This is a genomic window from Planotetraspora mira (genome assembly GCF_016863275.1).
Classification (GTDB): Bacteria; Actinomycetota; Actinomycetes; order Streptosporangiales; family Streptosporangiaceae; genus Planotetraspora; species Planotetraspora mira.
Map to the genome: position 1 here is coordinate 413,561 of NZ_BOOO01000004.1, position 12,324 is coordinate 425,884.

Consider the following 12,324-nt stretch of genomic DNA (forward strand, 5'->3'; position numbering starts at 1 on the left):
TCGACGGCCCGCATCACGGGCCGCCCGGGGCTTCCCCGGTCAGGGGCGCGGCGGAAGACGCCCGGAGTCGACCGAGTCGAGCACGCGGGCCGCGGCGCCCAGGGCCGCCGCACGATGCCCGAGCGTGGAGACGACCAGCCGGCAGCCACCCGCGGCGGGGGCGAGCGAACGACGGAGCATCTCGTCCTGCGCGGGCCCGAGCAGCCACGGCCCGAGCGGGACGTAGTAGCCGCCGAGGACGACGACCTCGGGGTTGAGCAGGTTGGCCACGATCGCCACGCCCTTGCCGAGTCCCCTGCCGACGGCCTCCAGCAGCGCGAGCACCTCCGGGTCGTTCTTGCCTGCCCGCCGGACGACCTCGTCGAGTTCCGCCTCCAACTCGGCCGGCGGGGCGCCGGGCGCCGTGTGGGCGAGGATCGCGCCGATGCCCGCCACCGCCTCCAGGCAGCCCCGGCGACCGCAGCGGCACTCGGGTCCTGCGGGGTCGATCTCGATGTGGCCGATCTCGCCGCTGTAGCCGTGGCCTCCGCGCCGCAGCCTGCCGTCCATGACGACGCCGGCGCCGACCCCGACCTCTCCGGTGACGTACACGAGGTCCCCGACGTCGCCGTGCGGGCCGAACCGGCACTCGGCCAGGGCCGCGAGGTTCGCGTCGTTGTCCACCAGAACGGGGAAGCCGGGATCACGCAGGGCCTTCGCGAGATCGCCGCCCAGGTCGGCGTCGTGCCAGCCCAGGTTGGGCGCGATGCGGACCGAGCCGTTCACGTCGACCAGGCCGGGGACCGCCACGGTGAGGCCGAGCACCTGCCGGGCCTCCTTCGTCATCCGGCTCACCGCGCGCCTGGCGATGGCGGCCACCGCGGCGACCGCCTGGCCGGCGCTCGACGTCCCTCCGGGGAAGGCGCGCCGCCAGTTCAGCAGTTCCTCGCCCTTGAGGTCGACCGCGACGGCCGTGATGTAGTCGACGTTGACCTCGATGCCGATCGCGGCGTACGGCGAGCCGTCCAGCACGAGCATCGTGGCGGGGCGGCCGACCCGGTTCTCGGTCAGGCCGGTCTCACGCAGCAGCCTGCGGTCGATCAGGTCGGCCACCAGGCTGGACACCGTCGCCTTGTTGAGGCCGGTCGACGCGGCGATGTCCGCACGCGAGCAGGGGGCGCTCTCCCGCACGAACCGCAACACGACCGCCAGGTTGGTCGCCCGGACGTCGGTGAAGTCGGCAGGCTGAGGCCCGTTGTGCGATGTGATCAAAAGTCAGCCCCGTTCGTGCTCCGGCTCATCATGCCGCATGGGCGGGCGGCACGGCATGCCCTGCCTCTCCACAGGCACGGCGTTCCCCATTTTGTTTGACCTTAATACTAACTAACGGGAGCGCGGGATGGGGAGTGGCGTTTCGGGCCAGAGCACGGGGACCCTGGTCAGTCGGTGATCCGGGCCACCCTCCGGAGCTTGTTGACGGCGTCGAGCGCGGCCACCTTGTACGACTCGGCCAGGGTCGGGTAGTTGAAGACGGCGTCCACCAGGTAGTCGATGGTCCCCCCGCAGCCCATGACCGCCTGGCCGATGTGGATGAGCTCGGTCGCCCCGGTGCCGAACACGTGGACGCCGAGCAGCGACCGGTCCTCCGGGGAGACCAGCAGCTTCAGCATGCCGTAGGTGTCGCCGATGATCTGGCCGCGCGCGAGTTCGCGGTAGCGGGAGACGCCCACCTCGAACGGGATGAGGGAGTCGGTCAGCTCGTCCTCGGTCTTCCCGATGAAACTGATCTCGGGGATGGTGTAGATCCCGATCGGCTGGAGCTGGTTCATCCCGCTCACGGGCTCGTCGCAGGCGTGGTAGGCCGCCAGCCTGCCCTGCTCCATCGACGTCGCCGCGAGCGAGGGGAACCCGATGACGTCGCCGACGGCGTAGATGTGCGGGACCGAGGTGCGGTAGAACTCGTCGACCGTGATCCGGCCGCGGTCGTCGGCGGCGAGCCCGGCCGCCGACAGGACGAGGTTCTCGGTCATCCCCTGGCGGCCCGCCGAGTACATGACCGTGGACGCCGGGATCTTCTTGCCGCTCTCCAAGATGGTGAGCGCGCCGCGCGGGTGCTTCTCCACCGCCGCGACCGTCTCGCCGAACCGGAACGTGACCGCGAGGTCGCGCAGGTGGTATTTGAGCGCCTCGACCACTTCGAGGTCGCAGAAGTCCAGCATCCGTTCGCGCCGCTCCACCACGGTGACCTTCGTGCCGAGGGCGGCGAACATCGAGGCGTACTCGATGCCGATGACTCCGGCGCCGACGACCACCATGGAGTCGGGCACGCGGTCCATCTGCAGGATGCCGTCCGAGTCGATGATCGTCTGATCGTCGAACTGCACGCTGGCCGGCCGCGCGGGCCTGGTCCCGGTGGCGACGATGATCTTGTCGGCGGTGACCTTCATCTCGTTGCCGCGCTCGTCCACCACGGCCACGGTGTGCGGATCCACGAAGTGACCCGACCCGGTCAGGACCGTCACGCGGTTGCGGGCGAGCTGGTTGCGGATCACGTCGACCTCACGGCCCACGACGTGCCGCGTCCGCACGGTCAGGTCGGTGACGGTGATGTCCTCCTTCAGCCGGTAGCTCTGGCCGTACATGTCCCGCTGGGTCAGACCCGTCAGGTACAGCACCGCCTCGCGGAGCGTCTTGGAGGGGATGGTCCCCGTATTGATGCAGACCCCGCCGATCATGTCGCGGCGCTCGACGATGGCAACCCGTCGTTCCAGCTTCGCCGCGGCGATCGCTGCCTTCTGCCCACCTGGCCCGGAGCCAAGGACAAGTACGTCAAAGTCGGTCACATCGTTAGTTTGAGGCTCCACGATGGCGCCGCAAAGACTTCTCCGCGTTTCACCGCCTCCGACGTGGCATGTTGATCCGCATTTCGCGCATTGTTCACACCGCCGCAGATGACAGGGCGGACGTGGCGACGGACCGGGGATCGACGCCCGGTGACCGCCGGTCGAGGCGGGAGCGGCGGGGCGCTGCACAAGTCCGAGGATGGACGAGGCAATTCAAGTGCAACTCATGCGCAAGCGGGACAAGGCACTCTGCTGACTATGTGGAAGGACACCTCTCGGTATCTCAGCGAGCTTCTCATCTGGGAGATCGAGGACTATCTCAGCGCACAGACAGCGAAGCCGGACAAGGCGCGTGTCGCGTTCCTGCGGCTCGTCGACCACCGGGCCGCGGCGGCGGTCGCCGCGGACCTCGAGGCGGGCGGCAGCTTCTACGCGGCGGCCAAGCGGGCGCACGTGTTCGGCATGACACTGCCCGGCGACATGTTCGGCGTGGTGACCCGGGCAGAGCGTCCGAGCGTGTTCGACGCCGTGCCCGGCACCACGTTCCCTCCCGTCCCCGACGGCGAGGGTTATGTGATCATCCGTCTGATCGCCTTCGAGTCCTGACCCCGGGACTACCGCCGCCCGCCGGGAGCGGTCTCACGGTCGGCGACCATCGTCGCGCCGGCCTCGCGCGCGCAGTGGGCGCAGCAGTAGAACTGCCCGTCCACCGCCACGCCGTGACCGACGATGCGACACGAGCAGTGCTCGCAGACGGGCGCCATCCGGGTTATCGCGCACTCGAAACTGTCGAAGGTGTGCACCGCCCCTTGCGCGTGCACCTCGAAAGCCATGTCGTAATCGTTGCCGCAGACCTCGCAGGTCGCCATGGTTCACCCCCGGGTTAGCCGATATCGAGTCCGGCATACCCCTCCGGCCACACCGGCGAACCGCGATGTACCGCGCATAACAACCCACTGACCAGGACTTTCATCACCGGCCCCGGGCGCCGCGCCCCCCAGTGGCACGCGGCGCCCGGAACCGGCTGCCATCAGCGGCCGGTCACCGGTTGAGGACGAAATCCTTGATCCGCAGGTCGCCGGTGAAGACGAGGTAGAGGTCCTTGACTCCCTCGGCGGGGCCGATCGGGGCGTTGGCCGTCCCCCAGGTGCGGACGTCCCCCGTGGCGGCGACGGGGACGGTGGCGAGGAGCCTGCCCGTGGGCGAGCCCAGGCGCAGTTCGAACGAGCCGCCGCTCACCGAGGAGACTCCGGCGGTGATGCGCGCCGGCTTCCTGAGATCGGCGTCCTCGAACACGATCCACTCTCCGCTCGACGCGGCGACGGCGTCACCGCGCTCCTTCGTCTCGTCGACCAGGTCGACGCCGGAGTAGTCGTCGAAGTCGACGGCCCTGGTCGACCGGGTCAGGTCACGGGGCGGGATCGTCTCCCCCTTCACGTTCAGCGTCGTCCGCTGCCTGATTCCGTCGGAGGAGCCGCCCACCATGACGTCGTGGCCGGAGGCCTCGACGACCCACCTGTTCCGGGTGACGTCCCAGATGGCCAGGTCGGCGACCTTGAAGGACAACGTCACCGTCTTGGTCTGCCCGCGCTCGAGGTGGACCCGTTCGAACGCGCGAAGCCGCTTGACCGGCTGCTCCACCCGCGAGGACCGCTGGTGGGTGTAAAGCTGGACCACCTCGTCACCCGCGGCCCTGCCGGTGTTGGTGACCTTGACCGTCGCCTCGACCGTGCCGTCCGGCCGCACGGCGTTCGAGTTCAGCTTCAGGCCCTGGTATCCGAAGGTCGTGTAGCTGAGTCCGTGCCCGAACGCGTAGAGAGGCCTGTCCTTCGAGTACTGGTAGGTCGCTCCGCTCTTGATGATGTCGTAGTCGAGGATCCCCGGGAGGTCGCCCACCGCCTTGGGCCAGGTCTGCGTCAGGCGTCCCGCGGGATTGACGTCGCCGAACAGCACGTCCGCGAGGGCGTGCCCGGTCTCGGCGCCGGCGTGCGTGGTCCACAGGATCGCCGGGACGTTCGCCTGCTCCCAGTCGATCGTCGCCGGATAGCTGTTCTCCAGCACCACCACGGTGTTCGGGTTGGCCTTCCTGACCGCCTTGACCAGGGCCTCCTGGCCCTCGGCGAGGTTCAGGTCCGTTCGGTCGTGCGCCTCGCGGCCGTTGATGAACGGCATGCTGCCGACGACGACGACCGCGACGTCCGCGCCCTTGGCCGCCGCCGCGGCCGCGTCCACGCCACTGGCGACCGTCTCCTTGGCGAACCTGGACGCCTGGTCGGCGGTGGTGAGCACGAGGGTCCCGTCGCCGCCCGCCTTGATGTAGGTGTTCGGCCCGAACCAGCTCTCGGCGGTCTCATAGCCGGCGTACCGGAGCAGGTAGGCGCCGTCGGCCTGCTTTTCCAGCTTGAACTGCTGCTGCACGAACCAGCCGTTCGGCTGGGCCTGGTCGTTGACGAAGTTCGACCAGTTGTACCCGGCGTACTTGCCGTTGGCCGCGCTGCGCAGCGTCACGACGCCCTGGCCCCAGTCGAACACGTCGAACTTCTCGGTGTCGCCCGCGGTGGTCGCGCTCTCCTTGAGGACGGCGCCCGCCTCCCCGGCGCCGGCGGTGATGTACTTCCCGGTCGCGACGTCCTTCAGGGCGATGCGGTCGGCGCCCTCGGTTCCGGTGACGGCGCCGCCGCCGAGGCGCTCCCTGATCCCGTCGAGCGGGGTCACCTTGTACGGCAGGCCGCCGGAATACCAGTCGGTGTACAGAGTCTGGCTCAGCGGGCCGATCACGGCCACCTTCCTGGCCGCCGGGTTCAGTGGGAGGGCCCGGCTCGAGTTCTTGAGCAGCACCATGGCCTCGGCGGCCGTCTGACGGGCCAGCCGGCGGTGCTCGGGGCTGTCGATGACCTCCTGGCCGATCCTTCCGTACGGACCTCCGTCCGGATCGAACTCGCCGAGCCGGAAGCGGATGGACAGGATGTGCCGGACGGCGGTGTCGACGTCCGACTCGGTGATCAGCCCCTGCGCCAGGGCGGCCTTGATCGCCCCGGTGGTGGGAGCCGCGTTGGTGTCGTCGGTGGTGAAACTGTCGACGCCGGCCTTGAGCGTGGCCGCGTCCGCCTCGGCGAGGGTCGGGTAGTAGGCCTGCGAGCCGACGAGGTTGTTGGGGGCGCCGGCGTCGGTGACGTTGAGCAGGTCCCTGTCCGTCCACGACCGCACGACATCGTCCAGGTCGGGGTTGACGGTGGCGGGCCGCCCGTTGACCAGGTTGTAGGAGGCCATGACGCCGGTGGCGGCGTCCGCCGCGACGGCGGGCTTGAACGCGGCCTGGTCGTACTCCTGCTCGACCCGTGGCGGAAGCCCGGACGACGTGGTGTCCCGGCGGACCTCGTTGTTGTTGGCCAGGTAGTGCTTGAGCGTCGGCGCGGCCCTCAGGTGGTCGGGGTCGTCGCCCTGGATGCCCGAGCCGTACGCGATGGACATGGCGCCGGTCAGCGTCGGGTCCTCGGAGTAGCCCTCCTCGTTGCGGCCCCAGCGCGGATCGCGCAGCAGGTTGACGACGGGCGCCCACAGGTTCAGGCCCCAGACGCGGGGGTTGCGGCTGTTGAAGCCGCGGGCCTCGTCGCCGACGGCGGCGCCGACCTGCTCGATCAGGTCGGTGTCCCAGGTGCTGGCGAGGCCGACGGACTGCGGGAAGACGGTCCCGTCGGCCGTGACGACCGCGCCGCCGTGGTCGATGTCGGTGGACCAGGCGACGCCGTGGAGGGCCTCGGTGCCGGTCTTGAACAGCCCGATGCCGAGGCGCGGGACCGCGGGCTGGTACTGGTGCAGCCAGGAGATCTTCTCGTCAAGCGTGAGCCGGCCGAGCAGGTCGTCGATCCGCTGGCCGAGCGGGAGGGCGGGATCGCGGAAGGGCGGATCCTGCGCGGCCCCGGCGGCCGGGGCCACCAGGAGCGTCATCAGCAGGCCGATGACGGCGGCCACCCATAACGGACGTCGCAGGGACATGGTGCCTCCAGGTCAGGTGGGGGGCATGGAGTTCACTGGGGTCCGGGGAAGACGAAAGGGAGCCGAGTCCTCACTTGATGGCGCCGACCGTGACTCCCCTGGTCAGCGTGCGCTGGAAGATGAGGAAGAAGGCGACGGCCGGCACGATGCCGAGCAGCGCCGAGGCGCTCGACATGGTGGCGTCCATCATCTTCTCCCCCTGCAGGACGCCGAGGGCGACCGGCACGGTCTGGTTGTCGTTGGAGATCAGGAAGATCAGCGGCAGGAAGAACTCGTTCCACGTCCAGATGAAGAAGAAGATCAGCAGTACCGACAACGTCGGGCGGCTGATCGGGACGACGATCCGCGACAGGGCCCGCCACTTGCCCGCCCCGTCGATCGAGGCCGCTTCGAGGATCTCGCGGGGGAACTGCCCGAGCACCGACGAGAGCAGATAGGTCCCGAACGCCGCCTGGATGACGGTGAAGATCAGGATCACGGCCAGCTTGGAGTCGTACAGCCCCACTTGCTTCGACAGGTAGTAGAGCGGGTAGACGAGCGACTCCTGCGGCAGCGTGTTGGCGACGAGGAACAGCACCAGGATCCACAACCGGCCCCGCACCCTGCCGATCCCCAGCGCGTACGCGTTGAGCACGGACAGCACCACCGCGCCGATCGCGACGGCGCCGCTGATGAGGAGGCTGTTCCAGAGCTTCTCGCCGAAGTCGACCCGGTTCCAGAAGTCGATGATCCCGTCGAGGTAGAGCCCCTTGGGCAGGCTCAGCGGCCCGCCTGAGGAGTATTCCGCGGGCGACTTGAACGCGTTGAGCGTGACGATCAGGAACGGGGACAGCATCACGACGGCCAGCAACGCGAGGGCCGCCAGCACCGCCCATCTCCCGGGGGCGCGGACCGGGCGTTCTGCGCTCATGAGTCACGCTCCTGGACGCGCAGGAAGAGGAAGGTCACGACGACGATGATCAAGGCGAGGACGGTCGCGATGGCCGAGCCGTACCCGACGTTGGCCTTCTCGAAGAAGTTCAGATACGAGAAGTACGAGGGCACCATCGTCGCGTTGCCCGGCCCGCCCCGGGTGAGCACGAAGATCGGCCCGAACACCTTCAGGGCGGCGATCGTGCAGGTGAGAAGCACGACGAAGATCTCCGGCCTGATCTGCGGGATCGTGATGTGCCAGAACCGGCGCCACCACGAGGCGCCGTCGATCTCGGCGGCCTCGTGCAGCGCGGGGTCGGCCCGCTGGAGGCCCGCCATGAAGATGACGACCGGGTAGCCGAGCTGGAACCACACCATGATCGCCATGACCGTGGCGAGGGCGAGGTCGGGGTCTCCCAGCCAGTTGACCTTCGTCCCGAAGATCGCGTTGACGGCGCCGTACGACGGGTGCAACATCCAGTTCCACACCACGCCCGCCACGGCGACGGGCAGCACCTGCGGCAGGTAGTACGCCGCACGCAGGGCGGAGGCCGTGCGTGAGCCGAACTTCTTGCCGATGTAGTCGAACAGGGCCGCGGAGAGCACGAGCCCGATCACGGTCGGCACGACGGCCATGGCGACGATCAGGGCGGCGTTGTGCTCGAACGACGTCCAGAACCGCTCGTCCTTGAACAGCTTCGTGTAGTTGTCGAGCCCGATCCAGGTGGGAGTGCCGACCCCGGACCAGCGGGTGAAGCTCGTCGCCACGTTCATGACGAACGGCACGACGATGACCACGGTGAAGAGCACGAAACTGGGGATCAGGAAGAGCCAGTAGCCGCCTCGCCCTCGGGGACGCACCGGGGATGGCGCCATGAGCAGACCTTTCGGAATATGCCCGGCGGCGGGAGCCGGTCACCCCTGCCGCCGGGAGCCTTGCGTTCGCGTCGGGAGGTCAGTTCCCGATGTCGGCGAGGTTGTCGTCGTACGGCCCGGCGATCTCGTCGAGCACCTGCTCGGGAGTCTTGCTGCCGTTGATCAGCTCCTGCACGCCCGCGACGAGCACGTCGTAGTAGCCGGGGGCCGGCCAGTCGGGGTAGAAGGCCAGGCCGTCCTGGGCGGAGAGCTTGTTGAAGTTCTCCACCAGTTCCTTGCTCTTGGGGTCGGTGATCGCGCCCGGGTCGGCGGCGACGGGCAGGCCGCCCGAGTTCCCCAGCAGGTTCTGGATGTCCTTCTTCATCGTGATGTCGATGAAGTCGTAGGCGAGGTCCTTGTTCTTGGCCTTCTCGGGGACGACCCACAGGTTGCCGCTCGACCCGGGCGCCATCGTGCCGCCCGGCCACAGGAACGAACCCCAGTCGAAGTCCTTGATCTGCTCCTGGAACCTGCCGTACCACCAGCTACCCGAGATCATGATCGGGAACTTGCCGCCGATGAAGGAGACGCCCATGTCCTCGGCCTTGATCCCGGCCGAGTCCTTGCTGATGTACCCCTTCTTCACCCAGTCGGCGAACGTCTGCGCGCCGTAGGTGAACTCGGGCCCGTGGAAGTCGACCTTGCCCTTGTACTGCTGGAAGCCGTCGACCCAGGCCCGGTTGGCCTTGCTCAGCGCGAGCAGGTACATGATCTGCTGAGCCGGGTACTCCGCGCCGCCGGTGGCGATCGGCGTGATGCCGGCCTTGGCGAACTTGTCCAGCGCGGTGGTGAACTCGTCGAAGGTCGTGGGAACCTCGATGCCCTGCTTCTTGAAGGCGTCCTTGTTGTAATAGACCATCACGTATTCGGCGTAGTTGGGGATGCCGAACCACTTGCCGGAGCCCATGATGCCGCGGTCGTCGTAGCGGGCCGTGGTCTGGAGTGACGGGCTGAGCAGCTTGTCCCAGCCGCGCTTGGCGGCCTCGTCGGACAGGTCGGTCAGCAGCCCCTGCTTGGACAGCAGGCCGGCCGTCGCGTTGCCCTTGTTGTACTCCATGACGTCGGGCGCCTCGTCGGAGTTGAGGACCATGCCCGCGGTCTTCTGGATCTGCTCGAAGCCCTTCTCCTCGAACTTCACCGTGACGCCGGGGTGGCTCGTCTCGAACTCCTTGATCGCCTGCGCCCAGGCCTTGCCCATGGCGCTGTCGGCGCCCTCGTAGTGCCAGAGCGTGAGGGTTCGCGGGCCCGACGAGGAGCCGCCGCCCGGGTCGCCCGACCCGCCGCACGCGGCGAGCACCAGCGCGGAGGCGGCCAGCACAGCCGCCGCGGCCGTCCTGCCTATCTTCAACATGGTCATTCTCCAGGGGGTTTGTGCTAGTTGATGATGACCGGTGCGCCGGGGCCCGTGAACTCGACGCCAGAGATCCGCTGGGGACCGTCGACCGTGACGACCAGGCGCTCGCCGTCGCGCACGGCCGTGACCGCGGTGTCGCCGGCCGGGTCCCTGATGGTCGTACGGCTCCCGCTCTCGGGAACGCCGAAGGCGACCAGGGTGACCGGTGCGTCCTCGCCCACCGTGTCGCCCGGCTCGGTCACCGGGATGAGCGCGCCGTGCCGTACGAACAGGGGGATCTGGTCCAGCGGCGGCGAGACCGTGATGTGACGACCTCCGTCCAACGCCTCCCCGGTCCACCAGTCCACCCACACCCCCGCAGGCAGGTAGACCTTCCGGGTTCCGTCGGCCGAGATCATGGGGGCCACGAGCAGGTCGGTCCCGAGGAGGTACTCGAGGTCGGCGTGCCACGCGACGGGGTCGTCCGGGTAGTCGACGCAGAGCGCCCGCATCATCGGCGCCCCCGTCTCGGCCGCCGTGACCGCCGCGGAGTAGATGTACGGCATGAGCCGGTAGCGCAGCCGGATCGCCTCGACGGCCCCCCGCTCGGCGTGTGCGGGGAACTGCCACGGCTCGCGGCTGGTGGTGCCGTGGAAGCGGACGAGCGGGGAGAGCGCGCTGAACTGCGACCAGCGGATGTAGAGGTCGGGCGTGGGCGTCCCGGTGAAACCGCCCGCGTCGTGGGTCCAGAACGGGATGCCCGACAGGCCGTGCGACAGACCGCCCCTGATCGTGCTGCCCATCGCGGGGTAGGTGGCGTCGACGTCGCCGCTCCACTGCGCGGCGTGCCGCTGGCCGCCCAGGTAGGACGAGCGCGCCCAGACCATGCCGTGACCGGCGACCTCACGGGTGACCTCGGAGACGGCGTCGTTGAACAGCAGCGCGTAGACGTTGTGCAGGTCGGTGCCCGTCATCCCGTTGAAGGCCACCGCGTCGGCCGGGACGCCCTCGGCGAAGTCGGTCTTGAAGACCGAGACGCCCTCGTGCAGGCGGTCGCGGAGCAGTCCCTTGAACCAGCCGACGGCCGCGGGGTTCGTGAAGTCGACGATGCCGCAGGCCGGATGGGAGCCGTGCCAGGAGTCGGCCACGTAGACCTCGCCATCCTGCCTCCTGAGGAGATATCCGTTCTCAGCCGCCTCCGGAAAGGCCGGGCTGAGATGTGAAATATACGGATTCATCCAGAGGCAGACCTTGAAGCCCTGCTCCTTGAGAGTGGTCAGCATCCCCACGGGGTCGGGGAAGGTCTCGGGGTCCCACCGCATGTCCGACCAGTGGTCGCCGACCTGCCAGTAGGTGTCGAGGTGGAGGACGTCACAGGGGATGCCCCTATCCCTGATCTTTCCGGCCCGTTCCAGCACGCGCTCCTGGCTGTCCCGGAAGAACCCCGAGGAGATCCACGTGCCGAACGCCCACTTCGGCGGCAGTTCGGGCTTTCCGGTGAGCCGCCCGAACCGGGCGAGCACGTCCGCGGGGGCCGGTCCCGCGATCACGTAGTAGTCGATCAGGTCGTCCGGCACGATGATCTGCACGTCGCTGTGCGTGGACTGGCAGACGTCGAACTCCACCGGTGATCCGCTGTCGACCAGGAGGCCGTATCCCCTGCTGGACAGGTAGAACGGCACGTTCTTGTACGCGCGCTGCGACTCCGCGCCGAAGGCGTCGAAGTTCCACATCAGCGGCCGCTGCCCGCGCTTGTTCACGGGCGTGAACGACTCGCCGAAGCCGCCGAACGCCTCGTCCGCCGGGGCGACGAACGTCTCGTGGTAGGCCACGGGGACGCCGTCGACGCTCGACCGGCCGAAGGGCAGCGTGCGGAGCCTGCCGCTGATGTCCGGGACTCCCGGGTCCTGCTCGACCAGGGTCCGGCCGGCGCGGTCGGTGAAGCGCATGTTCCACGGATCGAGCCTGATCTCCGCCCGGAGCGAGCCCGCGTCGACGATCACCCGGCTGTGCCCCGCCTCCACGACCGCTTCGCCGTACCGGCCGGGGGTGACCATGGTGGTCACCTGGGCGGCGCGACTGCGGGCGTCGGCCTCGGCACCGAGCCTGACCCGGATGACGCCCTCCCCCGCCACCGTGACCTGCACGACCAGTGTCTCGTCCGCCGAGGTGGCGCCCTTGAGGATGACGCCGTCTCCGTCCGAGGACACGACCTCCGCCCGCTTCACCGCCGACAGGCCCGTCTCCCCCGGCTCCCGCACGGGAAGCTCGGGCGGGTCCGCCACGAAGTACTCGCGCGCGATCAGGGGAGGGCGGTACGGCATTTGCGACACTCCAACGTTGATG

Annotated in this window: 9 protein-coding genes; 1 reads left to right on the plus strand and 8 read right to left on the minus strand. The window is 68.9% G+C overall.

Going from position 1 to position 12,324, the window contains the following annotated elements; translation table 11 throughout:
* Positions 1–39: 39 nt before the first annotated feature.
* Positions 40–1,251 (minus strand): ROK family transcriptional regulator, encoded by a 1,212-nt coding sequence (locus Pmi06nite_RS05425; protein ID WP_203951696.1) that lies wholly within the window; start codon positions 1,249–1,251, stop codon positions 40–42.
* Positions 1,252–1,418: 167 nt separating this feature from the next.
* Entirely contained in the window at positions 1,419–2,822 is a 1,404-nt protein-coding gene (sthA, locus tag Pmi06nite_RS05430; protein ID WP_203951697.1) for a Si-specific NAD(P)(+) transhydrogenase, read from the minus strand.
* Positions 2,823–3,080: 258 nt separating this feature from the next.
* Here sthA and Pmi06nite_RS05435 point away from each other — a divergent pair, with 258 nt between their 5' ends.
* Positions 3,081–3,428, plus strand: a complete 348-nt coding sequence (locus Pmi06nite_RS05435) for a hypothetical protein (RefSeq protein ID WP_203951698.1) — start codon at positions 3,081–3,083, stop codon at positions 3,426–3,428.
* 8 nt (positions 3,429–3,436) lie between these two features.
* Here Pmi06nite_RS05435 and Pmi06nite_RS05440 read toward each other — a convergent pair whose 3' ends face one another.
* The 6 genes from Pmi06nite_RS05440 to Pmi06nite_RS05465 all read right to left on the minus strand — a co-directional run bounded on the left by Pmi06nite_RS05440 (position 3,437) and on the right by Pmi06nite_RS05465 (position 12,302).
* The gene (locus tag Pmi06nite_RS05440; protein WP_203951699.1) at positions 3,437–3,691 is read right to left on the minus strand and encodes a metallothionein; all 255 of its coding nucleotides are present in this window, start codon (positions 3,689–3,691) and stop codon (positions 3,437–3,439) included.
* A 172-nt stretch (positions 3,692–3,863) separates the two neighbouring features.
* Complete coding sequence (locus tag Pmi06nite_RS05445; protein ID WP_203951700.1) at positions 3,864–6,818, minus strand: glycoside hydrolase family 3 protein; 2,955 nt, start codon at positions 6,816–6,818, stop codon at positions 3,864–3,866.
* Positions 6,819–6,888: 70 nt separating this feature from the next.
* Positions 6,889–7,728 carry a carbohydrate ABC transporter permease gene (locus tag Pmi06nite_RS05450; RefSeq protein WP_239113672.1) on the minus strand — a complete coding sequence of 280 codons (840 nt, stop codon included), beginning with the start codon at positions 7,726–7,728 and terminating at the stop codon, positions 6,889–6,891.
* Positions 7,725–8,606 (minus strand): carbohydrate ABC transporter permease, encoded by an 882-nt coding sequence (locus Pmi06nite_RS05455; protein WP_203951701.1) that lies wholly within the window; start codon positions 8,604–8,606, stop codon positions 7,725–7,727. The genes Pmi06nite_RS05450 and Pmi06nite_RS05455 overlap by 4 nt, the downstream gene beginning before the upstream one ends.
* Positions 8,607–8,685: 79 nt before the next feature.
* The gene (locus Pmi06nite_RS05460; RefSeq protein ID WP_203951702.1) at positions 8,686–9,996 is read right to left on the minus strand and encodes an ABC transporter substrate-binding protein; all 1,311 of its coding nucleotides are present in this window, start codon (positions 9,994–9,996) and stop codon (positions 8,686–8,688) included.
* A 23-nt stretch (positions 9,997–10,019) separates the two neighbouring features.
* The gene (locus Pmi06nite_RS05465; protein ID WP_203951703.1) at positions 10,020–12,302 is read right to left on the minus strand and encodes a TIM-barrel domain-containing protein; all 2,283 of its coding nucleotides are present in this window, start codon (positions 12,300–12,302) and stop codon (positions 10,020–10,022) included.
* Positions 12,303–12,324: the final 22 nt, after the last annotated feature.

Bases quoted from the DNA above. Each gene is read 5' to 3' on its own strand.
- Pmi06nite_RS05455 (WP_203951701.1), bottom strand. From the start codon at position 8,606: ATGGCGCCATCCCCGGTGCGTCCCCGAGGGCGAGGCGGCTACTGGCTC.
- Pmi06nite_RS05440 (WP_203951699.1), bottom strand. From the start codon at position 3,691: ATGGCGACCTGCGAGGTCTGCGGCAACGATTACGACATGGCTTTCGAG.
- Pmi06nite_RS05460 (WP_203951702.1), bottom strand. From the start codon at position 9,996: ATGTTGAAGATAGGCAGGACGGCCGCGGCGGCTGTGCTGGCCGCCTCC.
- Pmi06nite_RS05450 (WP_239113672.1), bottom strand. From the start codon at position 7,728: ATGAGCGCAGAACGCCCGGTCCGCGCCCCCGGGAGATGGGCGGTGCTG.
- Pmi06nite_RS05465 (WP_203951703.1), bottom strand. From the start codon at position 12,302: ATGCCGTACCGCCCTCCCCTGATCGCGCGCGAGTACTTCGTGGCGGAC.
- Pmi06nite_RS05445 (WP_203951700.1), bottom strand. From the start codon at position 6,818: ATGTCCCTGCGACGTCCGTTATGGGTGGCCGCCGTCATCGGCCTGCTG.
- Pmi06nite_RS05435 (WP_203951698.1), top strand. From the start codon at position 3,081: ATGTGGAAGGACACCTCTCGGTATCTCAGCGAGCTTCTCATCTGGGAG.